The organism is Niveispirillum lacus (genome assembly GCF_002251795.1).
Taxonomy (GTDB): domain Bacteria; phylum Pseudomonadota; class Alphaproteobacteria; order Azospirillales; family Azospirillaceae; genus Niveispirillum; species Niveispirillum lacus.
The window spans coordinates 31,546-51,527 of record NZ_NOXU01000026.1 but is presented as its reverse complement, the minus strand read 5'-3'; the positions used below and the strand labels follow the sequence as shown (position 1 = coordinate 51,527).

Genomic DNA, 19,982 nt, shown 5'->3' with positions numbered 1-19,982 from the left:
AGTGGTGAGTGCCCTTGCACCCTACGCTAGAGGATAAGCCTCTACAATCCGGTGAAGCGATGTGTTGCACGAATGGTTGACCCCACCGGCTCGTCGCGTATAATACGACCGTTCGTTCTTTTATGGCGGGCTAGAATGACACGACGCACACGCAGTTACGATTGGGATGCCACACCGCTGGATCCAGGCCTGCTGGCCCAATTACCGGGGATTGAGATTATCCGGATGATCGCGCGCGGTGACCTGCCGGCACCCAGCATCGCCGCGACGCTTGGCATGACCCTGCTGCCGGATGCCGTTGATCACGGATCCGTCACCTTCGAGGGAGAGCCAGGTGACCATGTGCTGAACCCTCTGGGTACGGTCCATGGCGGGTTTGCCGCCACCCTTCTGGACAGTGCGATGGGTTGCGCCGTGCATACGCTGCTACCCGCAGGGGCCGGCTATGGCACGGTTGACCTGAAAGTCAGCTTCCTGCGGCCTATTTTGCGCCATGCCGGTGTCGTTCGTGTCGAAGGTAAAGTGATCAATGCTGGCCGTACCCTGATGCTGGCTGAAGGGCGGGTTGTCGGACGCGATGACGGTAAACTCTACGCCCACGGTACCTGCACCTGTTTTGTACAGGCTGGCCAGTAGAGGGGCCCTACCCTTATGCTGGTTTCATCTTCTGGTCGTCATTCGGCGGGGCTGCCGGCAGCGGCGGCATAGTTCAAGGCGGCGGCGATGATATCCATCCCGGTCTGCCCATGTCCGGCCCTGGCATGGCCCTCATCCGTGGCAGCAAGTCGGTAATAATTCACCAGAAACACCCGGATGGCCGCCGTCAGAGACGCCGCTGGCGGCTTACGTTCCACAATCTGGGTACAAATATCGTGGACATTATGTCCTTCACGTGCCGCAACATCCGCCAACGCATCCCACATTTCCGGTTCCATGCGTAGGCTGGTACGCTTGCCCAGGACAACGACATTGCGGATGACCAGGGTGCTGCTGCCATCGGGCAGATCTTCGCTGGTGAAACGCTTTGAACGCGGCGGCACGGCGGCCTCCCCTCTTTGTTCGTCGGGTAGTGTCCGCATAAATCAATATGCGGACACATAAACCTATATGCTAGGTCATATGACTTGATCAATTGAAATAAATTACAGGTTATGTGTTGCCGGCGCTCACTGGCTCCGGGCGAGCGTAAAGAACTGTCGGCCCCTCTTTGGACGCTGCGGACAGGACGGGCGGGCAGGCGTTTGGCGACAGATTGTTCAGTCCAACTCGGCTTCCAGTGCTTCCATATCAGCATCGCTGAAGCCGAAATGGTGGCCGATTTCGTGGATCAGCACATGGCGAACCAAGTGGTCGAGTTCTTCCCCCGTCTCGCACCAGTAATCGAGGATGGGCCGGCGGTAGAGGAAGATCAGGTCCGGTTCCAGATGCGGCTGCGTCACACTCTGCCAGGGCATACCCACGCCGCGATAGAGACCCAGAAGGTCAAACGGGCTTTCCAGGCCCATTTCCCGTTCCGTCTCCTCATCGGGAAAATCCTCCACCCGGATCAGGACATTGCGCACGTGGCGGCGCAAAGCCTCGGGGATGGTGTCCGCCGCGCGGGCAGCGATGCTTTCCATCTCTTCCAGGGTTGGGGCGGTGGTGAAACGACGAAGCGAGGTCATGGGGCACCGATATGGGTTATCGATCGGAGCAAAGGCACCGGACGGCATTGGCGGCTTGACGCCATGACCGTCACGGGGCCACCTACAGGCCAACAAATCCTGATCAGGAGGCACAGATGACGCAAGCCCAAACCGGTCGGCCGCCCAAACTGGCCATCGACGCCATTCATGAAGCCCTGGCCACCCTGCCCGGCTGGACCTTGCGCGATGATGGCGCCGCCATCGTCAAGACCTTTCGGTTCAAGGATTTCAACGAGGCCTTCGGCTTCATGACCCGGGTGGCCCTTCTGGCCGACAGGATCGACCATCATCCTGAATGGTTCAATGTCTATAACCGGGTCGAGGTGACCTTGAACACCCATGATGTCGGCGGCCTGAGCCGTCTGGACATCGAAATGGCGACATTCATGGAGAAGGCGGCAAATTGATCAGCCTGCCCAGTGATCGCTGCCGATCAGTGGCCCCAGGCGCAAGCGTCCCCATCCATGGCGTTTGGCGACCAGCGAGCGGGCACCGGGCAAACCGTCGCCGCCAGAACCAATCCCTTTATCGGGTATGAGGAGTTGATGGCATGACAGACAGCATCGCCGTTACCAATTTGGCAGCATTGCTGGAGGCCAGTGCCATAAAGGTGGGGATGCGGTTTTCATCCGGATCGGCCCCGGCCAGGTCGGAGACAGACCGGAATACAATGTATGGCACCGCGTTCTGTTCAGCGACCAGGGCCACGGCGGCACTTTCCATGTCCACCACCCGGGCCCCGATGGTGCCATTCAGATAGGTACGCCAGCCGGCATTATCCATAAAGGCCGGCCCGGATACCCCGTCACCCCCCAAGACAATCTTGGGACTTGTCTCAAGACAGGTCTTGTTGGCAGCGCATTTATCCAGTTTCACCCCGGCCACTGCCTTTTCAGCCAGTGCCAGAAGGCTGGCGTCAACCTCGAACCAGAATTTGCGCACGGGTTCGGCCTTGTCCGGCACCCGGACATAAGCATTGGACGGCTGGATCACGCCATAGGCTGGGTATGGCAGGCTGGCCCAGGGCACCGGCTTCAGGCTGCCATCGGCCCCTTCCCGCACAAAATGGCTTTCCAGATACTGGCCCCACCGCCGGGGAACAGCCACATCGCCGATATGCAGGTTGGGATCAAGGCCGCCGGCGATGCCACTGAACAGCAAGGCATCGACCTTAAACCGATCCAGCAGCATCTGCGTGGTCATGGCGGCATTCACCATGCTGACACCCGACAGGACCAACACCACGGGGCGGCCCGAGAGGGTGCCCAGTGTGAAATCAATACCGTGAACGCTGATCACCTGCTTGTCCTTCGTCGCCGCCAGCAGGGTAACCAGTTCGGGCGCAAAGGCCGACATGACGGCAATACGCGGGGTTGTGTCCAGCAAGGCCGCCCGCGCGGGCGCCAGGAACAGCAGCAGGGTCAGCAGGGCGGGGATCAGCCGGTTCATGCAGGCGCCATCCATGTTGCGGTGCAGTACAAGCATGGTGATGACAGATCATAGACCCGTCAATAGGCAGGGGTTCCCCTCTCCTGCTGCTGTACCAGGCCGAGGTTAACTTGATCCAAGCCTCAACCTGCTCGCCCCCCAACCCCAGCGGGACAGCGTCGAACCACGCATCAGAACAAGAAAGGCCCGCAGGTCGAACATTGTGTCCAATGCCTGTTTCTTGAGGTTGCGCAGATCCAGAATCTTCTGCACCGGGCGAAACGGGTGTTGGACCAAGCGGAGAGATCGCAGCCCCGGTCTTCGCTATGCTGGTCAGAATGGTCGCGGCTTTTGCCACGAGTTTGTCTTTGTCCACCTGCGGAATGGACAGAGCGGCAATCCTTTGCAGGAAACCGGCGTAAAGCGTGCTGTCCGGCCCCGTTGATCGTCGGCCTGGGCGCAATCCTATCGTTGTTTCATATGAAACACAGGCTGTAACCGGCAGTCAGGAGGCCAGCCAGGCAGCGTTCTTGAGACCTTTGACAAAGGTTTCATGGGCCGCCAGTTCGTCCGGGGCCGGGGCATGCGGGCGGGCGGGCCGGAAGGTACGGTCGCTGCGGATCACCCCCGCATCCAGGGCCGCCCGGTTTTGTGCTGGGCTTCCCGCCAGAACCAGATCCGGCTGCCGCCCGCCCATCAGTTCCAGATACACTTCTGCCAGCAACTGGCTGTCCAGAAGGGCACCATGCAGGGTGCGGTTGGAATTGTCGATGTCGAAGCGGCGGCACAGAGCGTCCAGGCTGGCCGGCGCGCCAGGGAACCGTTTACGGGCGATCTTTACGGTATCGACGACTGGATTGGACAATTTGCCCATGCCGATCCGCACCAGTTCCATATTCAGGAAACCGACATCGAAAGACGCATTGTGAATGACCAAGGGGGCGTCCGCGATGAATGCCAGGAAATCACCGACAATGGCGGGGAACAGCGGTTTATCGGACAGGAAGGCGGCCGACAGGCCATGCACCGCCTCTGCTTCGGCTGGCATGTCGCGTTCAGGATTAAGATAGGTGTGGTAATGTTTGCCTGTGGCCACATGGTTGAACAGTTCCACGCAACCAATTTCGACGACCCGATCGCCATTCAGCGGGTCAATGCCCGTGGTTTCGGTATCGAGGACAATCTCACGCATGGGGTTCAGGCCTTTCGTGCGGGCGACCAGACATGGCCCCGCCGGTTCTTCAGGGCCAATACGATGCGGCGCAGCAGCGACAGGGTCAAGTAGCGGCCCAGGCCCGTGGGCACGACAAAATCGGCCCGACGCCGCTTCACCCGGTCAGGCACCTGCCGGGCCAGGATATTGGCCAGCTTGTCTGGGGTCATGCCGGGGCGGGCCAGGACCCGCTGGCGCTGAAGCCAGGGCGGAGCCGATACCACGGCGACAGCATCCACCCGACGCTCGCCCTTTGTTTCAAACAGCAGCGGGATATCCATCACCACCACCGGCACCCGCCGCCGGGCACAGCGTTTCAAGAAGGCATCGGCATCGGCGCGGGTCAGCGGATGCACCACGGCTTCCAGCCGCTTCAGGGCGTCGGGTTTGCCCAGAACACAGGCCGCCAGAGCCGAACGATCCACGGCCCCGTTTTGAACAACATCGGGGAACAAGGCCTGTACAAGCGCAACTGCCTTGCCACCCTTGGCATAAAGCCGGTGAACGGTGGCATCGGCATCATGTACCGGACATCCCAACCGGCGCAGCATCGCGGCGGCTGTGGATTTGCCCATACCGATGGAGCCGGTCAGGCCCAGGATGATCATCGCGGGTCCAGTACGAAGCGGCGCAGGTCATCGGTGACCTGCGGGTCGGTACCAAACCAGGCATGAAAACCCGGTCGCGCCTGATGCAACAGCATGCCCAATCCATCCACGATGGGATTGCCCCGTGCCGCCGCCGCCTGCAGCAACGGTGTGACCAGGGGGACATAGACAATGTCCGTGACAATGGCATCCAGGGGCAAGGCGGACAGGTTGATCTCCAGCGGTGGATAACCCGTCATGCCCTGGCTGGTGGCATTGACCAGCAGGACGGCCCCGTCCAGTGCCGCGTCGCGTCCATCCCAGGCACCAACCTTGATACGGGCGTCCCCGAGATCGGCAGCAATTTCAGCGGCGCGGGCCTGTGTGCGGTTCAACAGGCGGATTTCCGGCGCGCCAGCATCCAGCAGCGCCACCACCACCGCCCGCGCCGCACCCCCGGCGCCCAAGACCACAGAAGGCCCGCGGGAGACCGACCAGGTGGCAGACGCGCTGCCGATCAGGTTTTCCCAAAATCCGAAGCCATCGGTATTCCGACCCTCCAAGGTTCCATCGGCTGCCACAATGATGGTGTTGACGGCCCCGATACGCCGGGCACTGCTGTCCAGCCGGTCGACGATACGAAATGCCACTTCCTTATGCGGGATGGTGACGTTGCAGCCGCGAAACCCCATGGCCGGCAGCGCCCGGATCGCCTGTTCGGCGCGGTCCGGCGGCACGGCCAGCGGCACATAGGCCCCATCAATGCCATACTGGCGCAGCCAGAACCCGTGCAGCAGCGGGCTGCGTGAATGGCTGATGGGCCACCCCATGACACCTGCGACCAGCCCCTTACCCGTCAGCATTCAGTCAGGCTCCCTTTCAAGCCGGTAGAACCTTGCGCACGCGCAGGAAATCCAGCAGCGGCAGCAGGGGCAGGCCCTGGATGGTGAAGTGATCGCCCTTCACCTTGTTGAACAGTTGCGCCCCCAGCCCTTCAACCTGATAGGACCCGGCGCAGGAAAGCACGGCATCCCCAGCAGCATCCAGATAGCGGTCGATGAAATCATCCGACAAGGACCGCATGGTCAGGGTGGCATGATCGATATGGTGCCAGACCCGCGCACCATTGTGGAAGACCACCACCGCAGAATATAGCGTGTGGGTGCGGCCCGATAGCCGGCGCAGATGGTTGGCGGCATCGGCACGGTCCACCGGTTTGTCGAACCAGTGCCCGTCACATTCCAGCATCTGATCACCGCCCACGATGTAGGGACCGGTATATTTGCGGGCCAGCTTCGATGCTTTCAGGTCAGCCAGGGCTTCGGCCACTTCTGGTGGTTTCATGCCTGCGGCTTTGCCCGACAATTTGATCTCTTCCTCATCCACCCGTGCTGCCTCGGCATGTACTTCCACACCCGCTGCTTCCAGCATGCGGCGGCGTGACGGGCTGGCAGAGGCCAGAATGATCGGTTCAGAAGTCAGGAAGACAGACATCAATCCTTCCCCTTGGATACATCGCCAGTGGCAGCGGCGGCAGCGGCGATCACCTGTGGACGGCGACGGGCCAGCAGCATCATCACTTCAGCCGCCGTCTCTTCAATTGATCGGCGTGACACATCAATGACTGCCCAGCCCTTACGGGTGAACAGGCGCCGCGCTTCCAACAACTCCTCTCTTACCCGTTCGGGGTCGGTGTAGGACGTGTCGTCACCCTGGTTAAGGAGTTTCAGCCGGTTGCGACGGATCTGGACCAGTCGTTCCGGGTCCTTGGTCAGCCCGACGATCAAGGGTCGGGTCAGTTGATCCAGTTCCGGCGGCAGCGGACAATTGGGCACATAGGGGATATTGGCCGCCTTGATGCCGCGGTTGGCCAGATAGATACAGGTCGGGGTCTTCGATGTTCGGCTGACACCGACCAGAATAACATCGGCATCATGCAGAGCCCAGGCGCTTTGCCCATCGTCATGGTTGAGGGCAAAATCCATGGCATCGATGCGTCCGAAATATTCGGCGGTCAGGGCATGCTGGCGCCCCGGTTTCGACTGGCTCTGCAGGCCCAGATAATTGCCCAGCGCGTTGATCAGCGGGTCCAGCACTGAAATGCTGGGAATGCCGATTTCCCGACATGTATCCTGCAATTTGTGACGTAGTTTCTCATTCACCAGGGTGAACATCACCAGACCGGGATTTTCCCGGATACCTTCCAACACCATGTCCAACTGGCGCTCGGTGCGGACCAGGTTCCAGAAATGCTCAATCGGATGCACCTGATCAAACTGGCTGACACAGGCGCGGGCGACAGAATTGATCGTCTCCCCCGTCGCATCGGAGACAAGATGCAGGTGGAAATTCCGGGGTGCAGTGGGCGCCTTGATATGGCTGCCATGGTGTTCGCCGGGATGCATCCTGTGAACCGCTCCTGGGGATATATCGGGGACGGATGTGTGTGAACGCGCCTCAAATGCGTAGCCGGGCTTTTCTATCCCTGGCAAGCCCGACTTTATCGGCCCTGTTGCGCGGGCTGGGATTAAATCTGGGAGTTTACCTGAGAATCAAGGACGACTCCGGCAGCACAGCCGGATTGTCCCCATATCGCAATGATCCCAGTAAACCCAGCATTCACGCGGCTCTTGCATCGGTATCCAGAAAGTTTTCCACAGTTTTTGTCCACAAGCCTGGGATCGACCCTGTTTGTGGACAAAAATGCGGACAAGAAGGAATTACCGTTATCCACAGGACCTACTACCTCTCCTATCCTTTCATTAAAAAAGTTAAGTTTTAAGAGAGGTGTTGGGATAAAGTCCGGCAGCCTTATCGCTCTCCGTCATCCGGGTTGTGCCTATGAACTCTGTCGTTCCTGCACCGAAGAAGAAAATGCTGGCCGCCCTTGCCGGTCAGGCTCAAACACCCCCGCCTTTCTGGCTGATGCGGCAGGCGGGTCGCTATTTGCCGGAATATCGGCAGGTTCGGGCACAGGCTGGCGGGTTCCTCGACCTTTGCATGAACCCTGAACTTGCCTGCGAGGTCACGCTGCAACCCTTGCGCCGCTATGGCATGGATGCTGCGATTCTGTTTTCCGATATTCTGATCATCCCCCACGCACTGGGGCAAGGCTTGCGCTTCGCGGAAGGCGAAGGGCCGGTGCTGGATGCCATCCGTGATCAGCAAGGTCTGCTGAAGCTGGACTTGGATGGGCTGCATCGGCGGGCGGCACCTGTGTACGAGACGGTATCACGCATTCGGGCTGCTCTGGATGACCGGACGGCCCTGATTGGTTTCGCCGGCTCGCCCTGGACCGTGGCCTGTTACATGGTCGAAGGGGGGGGGTCGAAGGAATACGCCCATGTGAAGCGTTTTGCCTATACCGACCCTGCCGGCTTTAACCGGCTGATTGATATCCTGGTGGAAGCGACGGTTGAGTATCTGTCTATGCAGATCCAGGCCGGTGCCGAACTGGTGCAACTGTTCGACAGTTGGGCTGGTGCGCTGTCTGCGCCTGATTTCCAGCGTTTTGTTGTGGCCCCGACACGGCGGATCACGGCGGCGTTGAAGGAACGGCATCCCGGCACGCCGATTATCGGTTTTCCGCGCACGGCGGGACTGAACCTGGAAGGGTTTGTTGAACAGGCGGGTGTGGATGCCGTATCGCTGGACCCGGGTGTACCTGCGTCGTGGGCTGCCAAACACCTGCAGCACAAGGTTGCTGTTCAGGGAAATCTGGACCCGGTTCTGTTGATCGCCGGCGGCGAGGCCATGGACCGTGCCGTCCTTGATCTGCTGGAAACTCTTGGCAACAGACCCTTCATTTTTAACCTGGGTCACGGCATTATTAAGGAAACATCACCGGAAAACGTATCTCGTTTGGCCGGGTTGATACGGGATTGGAAACCTGACACAAGGGATTGATTACTCAATCCCACAATTTGTGTGCCGGTGGTGTCAGACTCTGTTCGGGACCGCATTGCCATCATCATGATGCAGCCGGGCCAACCGGCGGCAGATAGTCTGGTTCTGCCCTATTTTCAGACTTTGCTGACGGCGGCCCATCGGCATCCCCCTTCCCTGCCGATACGGGCCCTGATTGCTTTGCGCGCCCGTCGTCTGAGCCGGCATTTCAGTCTGGATGAATTGACGGCCCAGACGGTGGACCCGTTGATCACAGGCCTGGAAAACGCGCTATGGGGGGAGGGTATTGTACGGGTTTTTGCTGCCAGCCTTTTTGCGTCACCGTCGGCCATTGCCATTGCCCATGATGTGGCCGCCTTTCAACCGGACAGACTGGTGCTGCTTCCGCCTTCCCCGCTTTTTTCTGGTGGTTTGAATGGGATGGCGCTGCAGGTCTGGGACCGTGCGGCACAGGCAGCCGGCCTTGGTGTGACGACCAGCAGCCTGTGTTGTCATCCCATTGATCCAGCCATTCTGCGTATCCTCTCACAGCGAGCATCCGTAGCATTGGGCCGGTCGGGCACAGGATCGCTGCTGCTGGTGGCGCCCGGTATGGCTTGGCCCGATGGGGATCCGTTGGCATGGCAGATGGAACGGCTTGCACGGGAACTTACCCTGCTGCTGGACCTGCCCGTTGGGCGTATCGTCGTCGCCCGCTTGGATGTACCGGGATTTGATGAGGGCGGGTTGCAGACCGTGGAACAGGCCATCCGCCGCACCCGTACACCGTCCTTGTCGGTGCTGCCACTGACCCGATCGCCGCTGCTGCGGGCCAATTGGGCTGCTTACCGGGACGAATGGCAGGAATTGGCCGCGGCTGCCGGTGTCCTGTCCTTCAGTATGGCGCAACCATTTTGGAGTGAGGGAGAGGATCTGGCACCCCTGGTACGACAGGCACTGGCCGGCCGGGCCGGGATCTGTACAGGGTTTGGTCGCCGGCTTTGTCCTGATGATCGCGGCCAATGTCCACATCGCCGCATGGCGGTGGCTGCCATGCATGGGCAGAGCATGGCTTGATTATGCCGGCCATTGGCCCCAAGTTCGCATGTGAGGCCCCTGGGGCATGATCAGGACAGTAAAACATGTTCATTCAGACCGAAGACACGCCGAACCCGGCAACCCTGAAGTTCCTGCCGGGTCGTGATGTTCTGGGTACCGGCACGGCGGATTTCACCGATGCGGTCGATGCGGCCGCCCGCTCTCCCCTGGCTGAGCGTCTGTTTCAGGTCGATGGTGTGACCCGTGTGTTTTTGGCTGCTGATTTCATCACCGTGACCAAGGATGCCGGGCGCGACTGGTATGTGATGAAGCCCGGCATTCTGGGTGCCATCATGGAACATTTTGCCACCGGCAAGCCGGTTTTGACCCAGGTCAAGGCAGATGATAACCAGGTGAATGAGGATGACGACGAGATCGTAGCCCAGATTAAGGAATTGCTGGATGCCAAGGTGCGGCCGGCAGTGGCCCAGGATGGCGGCGATATCACCTTTCATGGCTTTGAGAAGGGCGTTGTCTATCTGGCCATGAAGGGAGCGTGCGCGGGGTGCCCCAGCAGTACGGCGACACTTAAGGCCGGCATTGAGAACATGCTGCGCTATTACATTCCTGAGGTTGTCGAAGTGCAGCAAATCCGGTAAGGTAAAAATCCGTTCCATAAAATGCGCCCTAATTCGGTCGTATTGGAATGGGATAAAGAGCGTCAACAGATGGCGTGCCGGGGGGGTCGGGGCCCCCTTTTGCGGGGGAATTAGACCCCACCGGCATGAAATCCTGCTTGCGGCGAAACCCAGGAAGGGACCGCAGGGGGGATCTGGCCATTGATGCTGTCAGGCCGGCCTTATTAGGGGCCATGGGCCAAAGTGCGGAGTTTGCTCCGGCAAAATGACGGACGCGCGCCTTGAAAGGGCGGCGCTGTTTGTCCATTCGGCTTGGACTGTAAAGGATTGAAACACAATGCAGACAGACGCGAACGAGGGCCTTGATGGCCCCCGCGGCACGGCTGCCCGCATATGGGGCCTGTCGGCCCTGTTCCTGCTGATCACTGTGATTGTTCCGGGTACTGTGTTCATAAGCGCATCCAGCCGTTCGCTGGACAGGACGGCGCGGGAATTCCTGCTGCCGGTGTTGCGCCCGGACCCAGGTTTCACGGTGGAGATAGCGGCGGCCACCACACGCCATGACCCGACCTTCACATTGGAAGCCAAGGCGACCTTGGACCTGTTCCATTCCCGTGAGTACCGGATCGAAGCGGTACGGAGTGGTGAAACAGCGGTGCCGCGCCTGGTGCTGACCGATCTGCCGACCGGGATGACGGCCCTGGAGAAGACGGATGACCGCAAAGCCTTGTTCGTCAAGACATTGCTGCCCCTAATCTTGCTGGCCAATGAGCAGATTGAATTGGATCGTGACCGGCTTCGCCGGTTGCACGCCCTGCGGCAGTCTGGCCAGGGTCTGGCCCCACAGGACCGCCTCTGGCTGGCGGATCTGGCGATCCGTTACGGGCTTTCTGGTGATGGCGAGGTCAATACAAAAGCGCTCTTGCAGCGGGTGGATGTCGTTCCGGTCTCCCTGGCCCTGGCTCAAGCGGCAGAAGAAAGTGGCTGGGGCACCTCCCGTTTCGCTCAGAAAGGCAATGCCCTGTTCGGGCAATTGACCTTCAAGGCCGAGGACGAGGGAATCGTCCCGCGCAATCGCCGCCAGGGTGAGACCCACCGCTTCCGGTCATTTGATGACCCGAAGGGCAGCGTGGAAAGCTATATCCACAATCTGAACACCCACCGTGCCTATACGCAGTTTCGGCAGATGCGGGCCAGCCTGCGCAGCCAGAACAAGCCTGTCGAGGGCTTGATGCTGGTAAATTCTCTGGGTGCCTATTCCGAACGGGGTGAAGATTATCTGCGGACCATCCGGTCGCTGATCCGGGCGAACGCCTTGTCTGATTTTGACAAGGCGGTGTTGAGCGAGGATCACATGGAAGAGGTGGTCGGGCCTCGCACCCGGGCCGAATTGGCCCGCGACCATGGTGTTGTGCCGGTCAGCCTGCGGCGCTGAACCCGCTGTTTACCAGGATGTGGTTCTTGTGACTTGCCCTCATGCCTGTGATGACCGATATCACGGGCATGACTGCCGCTTGCTGCCAAGGATGCGACAATGAGTGAGATGCTTTCAGATGCCGCGCTGGATCAATTGTTCCGGCAGGCCCGTACCTATAATGGCTTCACCGACCGGCCGGTCGGCGGGGAAACCCTTCGCCAAATCCATGATCTACTGCGGTGGGGCCCCACAAGTGCCAATTGCTGTCCCCTGCGGATCGTCTTCCTGACGACGCCAGAGGCGAAAGAAAGGCTGCGGCCGGCCCTCTCTGCAGGCAATCTAGCCAAGACCATGTCGGCGCCGGTCACAGCCATCCTGGCCTATGACACACAATTTGCCGATCATCTGCCGCGGCTGTTCCCGCATGTGGATGCCCGCCCCTGGTTTTCCCACCCGGATGTGGCCTTTGAAACCGCGTTCAGAAACAGCACCCTGCAGGCGGGATATTTCCTGCTGGCGGCGCGTGCCGTGGGTCTCGATTGCGGTCCGATGTCCGGCTTTGATCAGGGCAAGGTCAACGCCGAATTCTTCGCGGATGGTCGCTTCAAGGTCAATTTCATCTGTAATCTGGGTTACGGCGACCCTGTCAGCCTGTTTGAACGCAGCCCGCGCTTCGATTTTGAAGATGTCTGCCAGATTCTGTGATTTCACGGGCTGGCTGAACGGCTGCCATAGGCTCCAACCCCGCCACCCCCAGGGTCGGCGGGGTTTTTTATGGAATTTACCCGTGCCCGAGATTGGCACGTCCGACACAGCAACCGAACGGCACAGCGGAACAGGCCTCTGCGGCGGCCCCGCCTCATGCGTCAGGTCAGCCAGTTTGGTGCGTCCAGAACCCGTCACTCGTCGGTGTTCAGCCGTTCGCGTAACTGTTTGCCGGTCTTGAAGAAGGGGATGACCTTTTCATCGACATCCACACTTTCACCCGTCCGCGGGTTGCGGCCTGTGCGGGCGTCGCGCCGTTTGACGGAGAAGGCACCGAAGCCGCGCAATTCAACCCGGTCGCCTCGGGCCAATGCTTCCGTGATCTCGTCAAAGATCGTGGTCACAATCTTTTCGACGTCCCGCTGATAGAGGTGCGGGTTACGTTCGGCCAGTCGCTGGATCAGTTCCGACTTGGTCATGCCTGTTTATCCCCCCTGGGACCTGTAGCCTTCTAGAGACCCGACCTTCACAGACTGACCGGCGGCCGGGCCGAAGGTCATGGGCCGTCGGCCACCTTTGTTTAACCAAGGAAGATTGCCCCAGCCGGGGCGGCTGCGCAAGGGTAAGTCTTTCTGCGAAAACAGTTTTCCTGGGGATTCCGCAAGCCTGTCCGGCAAGGGCCACAATGGCGGCCAGCCAGTGCCCGCTTGTGCAGATCCTGATCATTGTCCATCCCGCACCGGGGGGCAGACAGCGGCCACCAGTCCAGGTTGGGGCCGGCCTCGGTTAACATCAGACGCAACTGGTAGCGGGCCCGCCGCCGTCCTGCTGGCCGCCATGGTCATGGTCGCATGAAGCGCCTGACGCACCGCGATTGGCCGGTGAGGCAATGACCCCGGGCGTTGTGGCGTGCGGATGGCTCAGCCCTCAAGCCCCCAATACTGGCGCATCAGACGTTTGAATTCCGCCAATAGGCGCGCCTTGACCATCTGGTCTTCTTCGGTATGGGTGAAGCGACTGCTGGCCAGCCCCTGCAGGAATTGCCAAGCCAGGTGCCGCCCCATTTCAAACTTTACCGGATCAGCCACCAGAAATGACCCGTACAGGTCTTTTGCTGTCTGCTCCCAGCGGGCAGCAAAGGCAGCTTTGGCCGGTCCCATGATTGCGGCCAGCTCGGGTTCTGTGCGTGCCGCAGCCTCCAGTTCTTTCCAGGCAGTCCACAATGGGCTGTGCGCGGCATGCCACAGCGCATCGATACCTTGGTCCAGCCCCTCCCCGCCCTCATGCGCGACATTGGCCGTCGCGGTCGCATATTCGGTGGTAAAGCCCTGGATGATATGGTCGACCGTGGCGCGCAGCACTTCCGGTGTCGTAGGAAAGTAATATTGAACCGCACCGCGCGTTACCCGGGCCTGCTTGGCAATTTCCGACGTGGTGGTGCGGTGATAGCCGATTTCCAGGAAGCAACGTATGGCAGCTTCGATGATACGTTGGTGTGTGGCGATGCTTTTTGGCGTCTGCCGGACACGCGAACCCTGAAATTCGCTTTCCTGTTCCTTGGCGATCGAGGAGGAGACCGACATCGTGTTCTTCCAGAAACAAAGGTTACTGACTTAACGATCCCTTAATCCTATATCGGGATGAGTGTTATCTAGAGCGAATGCCCTTACCAAGGCAATATGGCAATGCGCCGGGCAGACCAGACGTCAAGCGGGGTCATGCCGAAAGGCTCGACACCCCGGCCCTGGCTGCGCTATGGGAAGCGCGATTGAACCAGAAACGAGCAGTGCGCCCGTGACGCCGCGCCAACAGGCCCTGGATTATCTGCGCCGCCTTGGTAACAAGGTGGATGCCGATATTGATTTAGGCGAAGCCGCGTTGGCGCTGGCCATTGTGGATTATCCCGCCGATCTGGCCCCCTATCGATCCCATCTGGCACAATTGGGGACAGACCTTGGCCGATTGATACGGGATGTACCCGATGACCTGTCGCAACGGGTCATCGCGCTGGGCCAGTTGTTGGATCTGCACGGGTATACCGGTGATCGCGAAACCTATGAGGATTTGCAGAACGCCAATCTGGTCAGGGTTATTGACCGGCGTCGGGGTTTGCCCGTCTCCCTTGGCATCTTGCTGATCCAGGCGGCCCGCGCCCAGGGCTGGGAAATATTGGGGCTGAATTTCCCGGGTCATTTCTTGCTGCGTCTCGATTATGCCGGTGGTCGGCAGATTATTGACCCGTTCAGCGGTGCCGCTCCTTTGGGACCGCGTGAATTGCGCGACATGTTAAAACAGACCGCCGGCATCGAGGCAGAGTTGACACCCGATCATTATGCGCCTGTGTCGAACCGCGAGATTCTGCTGCGCCTGCAAAACAACCTTAAACTTCGCCACCTGTCGACAGATCAGCCTCAAAAGGCCCTTGCCGTGATCGAGGACATGTTGCTGTTCGCCCCAGACCATATTGGTCTGTGGCGGGAGTCTGGCCTGTTGAATGCCCATCTGGGCAACTTGACCGCTGGCATCGCGGCGTTCGAGGTGTTTTTGCGTATCGGTGAGGAACGGGGCGCTTCGGCACAATTATTGGATCATACGCGCACGTTGCTGCGGCAATTGCGCAGTCGCCTGATTTAATCTCTGCCCTGTGACGTCGCGCATGGTGTTGCGACGGCGCTTATGCTTTCCTGCCGCTCTCTTCATTTCCGCTGGCCGGAGACATTCTGACATGACCCTGAAGGTCGCCATCCAGATGGACCCGATCGAGTCCATCAACATCGATACCGACAGCACGTTTATGATGGCGCTGGAGGCTCAGCGTCGCGGCCATACGCTGTGGCATTATCACCCCCGTGATCTGGCCCTGCGTGGCAACAGGCTGTTCGCCAAGGTGCGCCCGATGCAGGTCCGCCGTGAACGCGGTAATCATCACGCCATGGGCGCGGCAGAAGTAATCGACCTGTCGACCATGGACATGGTGTTGATGCGGCAGGACCCACCCTTCGACATGGCCTATATCACCGCCACCCATCTGCTGGAACATATCCACCCCAAGACCCTGGTGGTGAATGACCCGGCCGCGGTGCGCAACGCACCCGAAAAGCTGTTTGTTACCCATTTTCCCGATCTGATGCCGCCAACCGTGATCACATCGTCGGCGGAAGAGGTGCTGGCTGCCCGTGCGGAATGGAAGGACATTATTGTTAAGCCCTTGTTCGGTAACGGTGGTTCGGGTGTGTTTCACGTGAAACCCGATGATGAGAATCTGGGCGCCCTGCTGGAAACCTTCACCCAGCTTTACCGCGAGCCGATCATTGTACAAAAATATCTGCCGGAGATTCGTAAGGGCGACAAACGCATCATCCTGATCGATGGCAAACCCGCCGGTGCCGTGTCACGCATCCCCCAGGATGGCGAAGCGCGGGCAAATTTCCATGCTGGGGGGAGTGCCGGCAAAACCCAGTTGACCCGGCGAGAGCAGGAGATTTGCGAGGCGATCGGCCCCACCTTGCGTGCGCAAGGCATGATCTTTGTTGGTATCGATGTCATCGGGGATTATCTGACAGAGATCAATGTCACCAGCCCTACCGGCATCCAGCAGATCAACCAGTTGGATGGGTCGGCACTGGAATCCGTTCTATGGGACGCGATGGAAGCCCGGTACGCGGCCACACGGTAAAACTGGCAGGGGCGCACAGGTCGGCTTTGCGCCGCTATTGCCCCTTCTCCGACCTTGCGCCACTCTTCCCGCTTATCGTCAGAACGGGGAGATGCGGTGATGGGTGTCAGCGGCAGCAATGCGGTGATGGGGCGTCGCGGCTTTCTCTGTTCGTGCTGTGGCCTCGCCGCGTGGAACCTGGTGGGTGGTCTGCTGACCGGCCCGGCCCGCGCCACCACCGCTGATCCGGCATTGGACGCGTTTTTTGCCAAAGCTTTTGCCCGTCAGGCTGCGAAATCGCCGGAGCTGCGCACCGCTTTGGGTTTACCGGGCGATCAGGGTGCCTGGGACGATCTTTCCGATGCCGCCGTTGCCGCCGATGATGCTGCGCTGCGCGCTGATCTGGCCACCCTGCGCCGGGACTTTCCTGATGCGGGCCTGTCCCCCGAAGGACGCCTGAACAAGGCACTGTGGGAGTATCAGGCGGAAGCAAAGCTGTCCGCTGCCCGTTGGCGCAGCCATGACTATCCTACTGACCATTTTAACGGCCGGCACAGCGACATTATTGATACCCTGACCACGTATCACCCAGTCCGGGACCAGGCCGGTGCCCAGGCCTGGCTGGCCCGCGTTGCCCGGATCGATCAACCGGTTGACCAACTGATCCAGGCGCTGCAAGTGCGGGCTGAGAACGGCGTTATTGCCCCGCGCTTTTCCATGGAAAAGGCCTTGGCCACCACCCGTGCCGTCTTGACCGGGCGTCCCTTTGTGGCGAATGCGGCGGCAGAGGCGAGCCTGCTGGCTGGTTTTCGGGCCAAAGTATCGGCGCTGGACCTGCCGGACGCCGAGAAGACCGCGTTGCTGGCGGAAGCAGAAACACTGTTGTCTACCCGCTTTGCCGCCGCCTGGACGCGGCTGGCGGCGGCCATGGAGGCGGTTCTGGCCAAGGCTGATGACCGTGATGGGGTTTGGAAACTGCCCGATGGCGAAGCCTATTATCAACATTGCCTCTCCCGACATACGACCTTGCCCCTCAATCCAACGGATGTTCACGCCTTGGGTTTGGCCGAGGTGAAGCGCATCCATGCGGAAATGGAGACAATCAAAGACCAGGTCGGCTTTAAGGGCGATCTGCAGGCCTTTAACCATTTCCTGCGTACCGACCGTCAGTTCTATTTCGCCGATGATGATGCTGGGCGGGAAGCCTATATCAAGGGCGCGAACCTGATCCTGGACCGGGTGAAGCAGGTCCTGGATGGCCAGTTCAATCTGAAGCCCAAAGCACCCCTGGTGGTCCAGCGGTTTGAGCGCTATCGCGAGGCCAGTTCCACCATCGCCCGGTATGGCCAACCGGCCGCCGATGGCTCACGACCCGGCATCTATTATGTGAACCTGTCCAACATGAAAGAGATGCCGATCTGGCAGATGGAGGTTCTGGCCTTTCATGAAGGTATTCCGGGCCACCATATGCAGATCGCCCTGGCGCAGGAAGCGACGGGCCTGCCCGACTTCCGCCGGCATGACTTCCACACCGCCTATGTCGAAGGCTGGGGCCTTTATTCAGAACGGTTGCCCAAGGAGCTGGGTTTCTATGCCGATCCTTATTCCGATTTCGGCCGGTTGACCTTTGCCTTGTGGCGGGCGTTGCGCCTGGTTATGGACACGGGCATCCATGCCAAACGCTGGACACGGGTTCAGGCCATTGATTATTTCGTGGCCAATTCCGCGTTCACCCGCGAGGTGGCGGAACGTGAGGTGGATCGGTATATCGTTTATCCCGGCCAAGCCTGTGCCTATTACATCGGGATGCAGAAAATTCTGGTTCTGCGGGAAGAGGCCAAACAGCGACTGGGCCGCCGGTTTGACATTAAACGCTTCCATGACACCATCTTAGGCAATGGATCATTGCCGTTGTCGGTTCTGGAACAGGTGGTTGATCAGTGGGTCAAAGAGGTGTGATCACCCCCTGCCCTTACGGGATCAGCACTGTGGCGCCGGTTGTGGCCCTGGCCTCCAAGGCGCGGTGGGCTTCGGCCACGTCACGCAGCGCAAAACGCTGATGGATATTCACCACCACCTGCCCTGCCCTGACCATAGTGAACAACTCGTCGGCCATGGCCAGCAATTCGGCCCGCGTGCCGGCATAGTGCTGCACCGATGGCCGGGTCAGGAACAGCCCACCCTTACGATTGAGCAGGCTGATATCGAAGGGTGGTACCGGGCCTGAGGCATTGCCGTAGCTGACCATCAGGCCACGCCGGCGCAGGCAGTCCAGCGACCGGTCGAACGTATCCTTGCCGACCCCGTCGAAAACGACATCAACACCTTGACCGCCCGTGATCTCCCGCACGCGCACAACCAGATCCTCTTCCCGGTAAAGGATGACATGGTGGCAGCCATGGTTGGCGGCCAGGGTGGCTTTTTCTACCGATCCAACCGTTCCGATGACAGTGGCGCCAAGCGCCCTGGCCCATTGACAGGCCAGCAGGCCGACACCACCGGCCGCAGCATGGATCAACACGATATGTCCCGGGTTCACGGGAAAAGTCTGTCGCACCAGATATTGCGCTGTCAGCCCCTGCAAGAGCAGGGCCGCCGCCACCTCATCCCCGATCCAGTCTGGTAGACGAATTAACTTATCCGCCGGGATCAGGCGTCGCTGCGCATAGGCACCCAGGGGGGACTGACCATACCCCACGCGGTCACCCGGCTGGATATCCGTCACCCCCTCGCCCACCGCTTCAACAATACCTGCCCCTTCCATGCCAGGGGTAAAGGGAAGCGGGGCGGGATACAGGCCAGTGCGATAGTAGATATCAATAAAGTTCAGACCGATGGCCGTGTGCCGGATTAAGGCCTGCCCCGGTCCGGGCTGTGGCAGATTGACCGTCTGCCAACGCAGCATGTCAGGCCCGCCCGTCTGTTCAACAGTGATGGCGTGGGTCATGTCTTTTCCTGCACTGGGCCGGGATGGGGGGCCCCGCATCCCGGCCGGGCCATCACTCAGCCCAGATGCTTCTTAAAAAACGCGGCCGAACGGCCATGGGCCAAAAGGGCATCTGCGTCATGGTAATGTTTGCCGCCGATCCGGGTGAAGGCATGGTCGCGTTCCGGATAGACATGCACTTCCACCAGGAAATTGCCGGCAACGGCCTGCTTGATGGCATTCTGTGCGTCAGGCGGGACAAAGCCATCCAGCGCAGCAATATGCAGCAGCAGCGGTTTGGTAATGGCTGGAACCTCTGCCACATCCTTGTCGATCCCCACCCCGTAATAGGAGACGGAAGCATCGATATCGGTGCGAGTGGCCATCAGATAGGCCAGTTTGCCACCCAGGCAGAAGCCAACACAGCCGACCTTGCCGGTGACGCCGGGATAGTGGCGGATGAACGCCAGCGTCGTGGCGAGATCTTCCACGCCCTTCACCTCATTAAATCCCTGATAAAGCTGGAATGCTTTCTGCCATTCTGCCTCGGTCTGATCCGTGATCTGCACACCGGGTTCCTGGCGCCAGAACAGGTCAGGGGCGATGGCAAAATAGCCCGCTTCGGCATATTTGTCGGCAATGGCGCGCAGATTGGCGTTCACACCGAAAATTTCCTGGATCACTACAATGCCGGGGCCTTCGCCGCTGGCCGGGGTGGCCAGATAGGCACTGAAATTACCGTCGGGGGATTGGATCGAAACATCAGGCATCGGGATATCCTTCCTGTGAATGTACAGATGAAATG

Annotated in this window: 22 protein-coding genes; 10 read left to right on the top strand and 12 right to left on the bottom strand. The window is 59.9% G+C overall.

Annotation, left to right across the window (positions count from 1 at the left end; all coding sequences use genetic code 11):
* The first annotated feature begins 135 nt into the window (after positions 1-135).
* On the top strand, positions 136-636 hold the full coding sequence (locus CHU95_RS08190; RefSeq protein WP_094455574.1) for a PaaI family thioesterase: 501 nt from the start codon (positions 136-138) through the stop codon (positions 634-636).
* 38 nt (positions 637-674) lie between these two features.
* Here CHU95_RS08190 and CHU95_RS08185 read toward each other — a convergent pair whose 3' ends face one another.
* Both CHU95_RS08185 and CHU95_RS08180 read right to left on the bottom strand, forming a co-directional pair.
* Positions 675-1,040 carry a ribbon-helix-helix domain-containing protein gene (locus CHU95_RS08185; RefSeq protein WP_207762423.1) on the bottom strand — a complete coding sequence of 122 codons (366 nt, stop codon included), beginning with the start codon at positions 1,038-1,040 and terminating at the stop codon, positions 675-677.
* 216 nt (positions 1,041-1,256) lie between these two features.
* A complete protein-coding gene (locus tag CHU95_RS08180; RefSeq protein ID WP_094455570.1) occupies positions 1,257-1,664 on the bottom strand; it encodes a metallopeptidase family protein in 408 nt (135 codons plus the stop codon).
* 116 nt (positions 1,665-1,780) lie between these two features.
* Between CHU95_RS08180 and CHU95_RS08175 the strand changes: the two genes are divergently transcribed.
* A complete protein-coding gene (locus CHU95_RS08175) occupies positions 1,781-2,092 on the top strand; it encodes a 4a-hydroxytetrahydrobiopterin dehydratase (protein WP_094455568.1) in 312 nt (103 codons plus the stop codon).
* Between the two features lie 118 nt (positions 2,093-2,210).
* Here CHU95_RS08175 and CHU95_RS08170 read toward each other — a convergent pair whose 3' ends face one another.
* From CHU95_RS08170 to CHU95_RS08145, 6 genes are all read right to left on the bottom strand, one after another.
* Positions 2,211-3,134, bottom strand: coding sequence for a 5'-methylthioadenosine/S-adenosylhomocysteine nucleosidase (locus CHU95_RS08170; RefSeq protein ID WP_094455907.1), 924 nt, complete (start codon positions 3,132-3,134; stop codon positions 2,211-2,213).
* A 484-nt stretch (positions 3,135-3,618) separates the two neighbouring features.
* The gene (gene dnaQ / locus CHU95_RS08165; RefSeq protein ID WP_094455567.1) at positions 3,619-4,305 is read right to left on the bottom strand and encodes a DNA polymerase III subunit epsilon; all 687 of its coding nucleotides are present in this window, start codon (positions 4,303-4,305) and stop codon (positions 3,619-3,621) included.
* A 5-nt stretch (positions 4,306-4,310) separates the two neighbouring features.
* Entirely contained in the window at positions 4,311-4,934 is a 624-nt protein-coding gene (gene coaE, locus CHU95_RS08160; RefSeq protein WP_094455565.1) for a dephospho-CoA kinase, read from the bottom strand.
* On the bottom strand, positions 4,931-5,776 hold the full coding sequence (locus CHU95_RS08155) for a shikimate dehydrogenase (protein WP_094455563.1): 846 nt from the start codon (positions 5,774-5,776) through the stop codon (positions 4,931-4,933). The genes coaE and CHU95_RS08155 overlap by 4 nt, the downstream gene beginning before the upstream one ends.
* A 16-nt stretch (positions 5,777-5,792) precedes the next feature.
* On the bottom strand, positions 5,793-6,407 hold the full coding sequence (locus tag CHU95_RS08150; RefSeq protein ID WP_094455561.1) for a Maf family protein: 615 nt from the start codon (positions 6,405-6,407) through the stop codon (positions 5,793-5,795).
* Positions 6,407-7,318 (bottom strand): pyruvate, water dikinase regulatory protein, encoded by a 912-nt coding sequence (locus tag CHU95_RS08145; protein ID WP_094455559.1) that lies wholly within the window; start codon positions 7,316-7,318, stop codon positions 6,407-6,409. Before CHU95_RS08145 ends, CHU95_RS08150 begins: the two co-directional genes overlap by 1 nt.
* A gap of 436 nt (positions 7,319-7,754) precedes the next feature.
* Here CHU95_RS08145 and hemE point away from each other — a divergent pair, with 436 nt between their 5' ends.
* The 5 genes from hemE (at position 7,755) to CHU95_RS08120 (ending at position 12,596) form a co-directional block, all read left to right on the top strand.
* Positions 7,755-8,819 (top strand): uroporphyrinogen decarboxylase, encoded by a 1,065-nt coding sequence (hemE, locus tag CHU95_RS08140; protein ID WP_245838047.1) that lies wholly within the window; start codon positions 7,755-7,757, stop codon positions 8,817-8,819.
* 30 nt (positions 8,820-8,849) lie between these two features.
* The gene (locus tag CHU95_RS08135) at positions 8,850-9,875 is read left to right on the top strand and encodes a ferrochelatase (RefSeq protein WP_133065476.1); all 1,026 of its coding nucleotides are present in this window, start codon (positions 8,850-8,852) and stop codon (positions 9,873-9,875) included.
* Between the two features lie 65 nt (positions 9,876-9,940).
* Entirely contained in the window at positions 9,941-10,495 is a 555-nt protein-coding gene (locus CHU95_RS08130; protein ID WP_094455553.1) for a NifU family protein, read from the top strand.
* A gap of 316 nt (positions 10,496-10,811) precedes the next feature.
* Positions 10,812-11,909 (top strand): glucosaminidase domain-containing protein, encoded by a 1,098-nt coding sequence (locus CHU95_RS08125; RefSeq protein ID WP_094455551.1) that lies wholly within the window; start codon positions 10,812-10,814, stop codon positions 11,907-11,909.
* Between the two features lie 99 nt (positions 11,910-12,008).
* Positions 12,009-12,596: a malonic semialdehyde reductase gene (locus CHU95_RS08120; protein ID WP_094455549.1), complete on the top strand. Its 588-nt coding sequence runs from the start codon at positions 12,009-12,011 to the stop codon at positions 12,594-12,596.
* Positions 12,597-12,790: 194 nt separating this feature from the next.
* On the opposite strand, the gene ihfB is transcribed toward CHU95_RS08120, so the two are convergent.
* Both ihfB and CHU95_RS08110 read right to left on the bottom strand, forming a co-directional pair.
* A complete protein-coding gene (gene ihfB / locus CHU95_RS08115) occupies positions 12,791-13,075 on the bottom strand; it encodes an integration host factor subunit beta (RefSeq protein ID WP_054168028.1) in 285 nt (94 codons plus the stop codon).
* A 441-nt stretch (positions 13,076-13,516) separates the two neighbouring features.
* Positions 13,517-14,179 carry a TetR/AcrR family transcriptional regulator gene (locus CHU95_RS08110; protein ID WP_094455547.1) on the bottom strand — a complete coding sequence of 221 codons (663 nt, stop codon included), beginning with the start codon at positions 14,177-14,179 and terminating at the stop codon, positions 13,517-13,519.
* Positions 14,180-14,390: 211 nt separating this feature from the next.
* Here CHU95_RS08110 and CHU95_RS08105 point away from each other — a divergent pair, with 211 nt between their 5' ends.
* The 3 genes from CHU95_RS08105 (at position 14,391) to CHU95_RS08095 (ending at position 18,210) form a co-directional block, all read left to right on the top strand.
* Positions 14,391-15,230, top strand: a complete 840-nt coding sequence (locus tag CHU95_RS08105; RefSeq protein WP_094455905.1) for a SirB1 family protein — start codon at positions 14,391-14,393, stop codon at positions 15,228-15,230.
* A 91-nt stretch (positions 15,231-15,321) separates the two neighbouring features.
* On the top strand, positions 15,322-16,272 hold the full coding sequence (gene gshB / locus CHU95_RS08100; RefSeq protein ID WP_094455545.1) for a glutathione synthase: 951 nt from the start codon (positions 15,322-15,324) through the stop codon (positions 16,270-16,272).
* Positions 16,273-16,371: 99 nt separating this feature from the next.
* Positions 16,372-18,210, top strand: coding sequence for a DUF885 domain-containing protein (locus tag CHU95_RS08095; protein ID WP_094455544.1), 1,839 nt, complete (start codon positions 16,372-16,374; stop codon positions 18,208-18,210).
* A gap of 13 nt (positions 18,211-18,223) precedes the next feature.
* Here CHU95_RS08095 and CHU95_RS08090 read toward each other — a convergent pair whose 3' ends face one another.
* Both CHU95_RS08090 and CHU95_RS08085 read right to left on the bottom strand, forming a co-directional pair.
* Entirely contained in the window at positions 18,224-19,198 is a 975-nt protein-coding gene (locus CHU95_RS08090) for a quinone oxidoreductase family protein (RefSeq protein ID WP_094455542.1), read from the bottom strand.
* A 56-nt stretch (positions 19,199-19,254) separates the two neighbouring features.
* Entirely contained in the window at positions 19,255-19,947 is a 693-nt protein-coding gene (locus CHU95_RS08085; protein ID WP_094455540.1) for a dienelactone hydrolase family protein, read from the bottom strand.
* Between the last annotated feature and the right edge of the window lie 35 nt (positions 19,948-19,982).

Bases quoted from the DNA above. Each gene is read 5' to 3' on its own strand.
- CHU95_RS08190 (WP_094455574.1), top strand. From the start codon at position 136: ATGACACGACGCACACGCAGTTACGATTGGGATGCCACACCGCTGGAT.
- CHU95_RS08180 (WP_094455570.1), bottom strand. From the start codon at position 1,664: ATGACCTCGCTTCGTCGTTTCACCACCGCCCCAACCCTGGAAGAGATG.
- CHU95_RS08175 (WP_094455568.1), top strand. From the start codon at position 1,781: ATGACGCAAGCCCAAACCGGTCGGCCGCCCAAACTGGCCATCGACGCC.
- CHU95_RS08170 (WP_094455907.1), bottom strand. From the start codon at position 3,134: ATGAACCGGCTGATCCCCGCCCTGCTGACCCTGCTGCTGTTCCTGGCG.
- dnaQ (WP_094455567.1), bottom strand. From the start codon at position 4,305: ATGCGTGAGATTGTCCTCGATACCGAAACCACGGGCATTGACCCGCTG.
- coaE (WP_094455565.1), bottom strand. From the start codon at position 4,934: ATGATCATCCTGGGCCTGACCGGCTCCATCGGTATGGGCAAATCCACA.
- CHU95_RS08155 (WP_094455563.1), bottom strand. From the start codon at position 5,776: ATGCTGACGGGTAAGGGGCTGGTCGCAGGTGTCATGGGGTGGCCCATC.
- CHU95_RS08150 (WP_094455561.1), bottom strand. From the start codon at position 6,407: ATGTCTGTCTTCCTGACTTCTGAACCGATCATTCTGGCCTCTGCCAGC.
- CHU95_RS08145 (WP_094455559.1), bottom strand. From the start codon at position 7,318: ATGCATCCCGGCGAACACCATGGCAGCCATATCAAGGCGCCCACTGCA.
- hemE (WP_245838047.1), top strand. From the start codon at position 7,755: ATGAACTCTGTCGTTCCTGCACCGAAGAAGAAAATGCTGGCCGCCCTT.
- CHU95_RS08130 (WP_094455553.1), top strand. From the start codon at position 9,941: ATGTTCATTCAGACCGAAGACACGCCGAACCCGGCAACCCTGAAGTTC.
- CHU95_RS08125 (WP_094455551.1), top strand. From the start codon at position 10,812: ATGCAGACAGACGCGAACGAGGGCCTTGATGGCCCCCGCGGCACGGCT.
- CHU95_RS08120 (WP_094455549.1), top strand. From the start codon at position 12,009: ATGAGTGAGATGCTTTCAGATGCCGCGCTGGATCAATTGTTCCGGCAG.
- ihfB (WP_054168028.1), bottom strand. From the start codon at position 13,075: ATGACCAAGTCGGAACTGATCCAGCGACTGGCCGAACGTAACCCGCAC.
- CHU95_RS08110 (WP_094455547.1), bottom strand. From the start codon at position 14,179: ATGTCGGTCTCCTCCTCGATCGCCAAGGAACAGGAAAGCGAATTTCAG.
- gshB (WP_094455545.1), top strand. From the start codon at position 15,322: ATGACCCTGAAGGTCGCCATCCAGATGGACCCGATCGAGTCCATCAAC.
- CHU95_RS08095 (WP_094455544.1), top strand. From the start codon at position 16,372: ATGGGTGTCAGCGGCAGCAATGCGGTGATGGGGCGTCGCGGCTTTCTC.
- CHU95_RS08090 (WP_094455542.1), bottom strand. From the start codon at position 19,198: ATGACCCACGCCATCACTGTTGAACAGACGGGCGGGCCTGACATGCTG.
- CHU95_RS08085 (WP_094455540.1), bottom strand. From the start codon at position 19,947: ATGCCTGATGTTTCGATCCAATCCCCCGACGGTAATTTCAGTGCCTAT.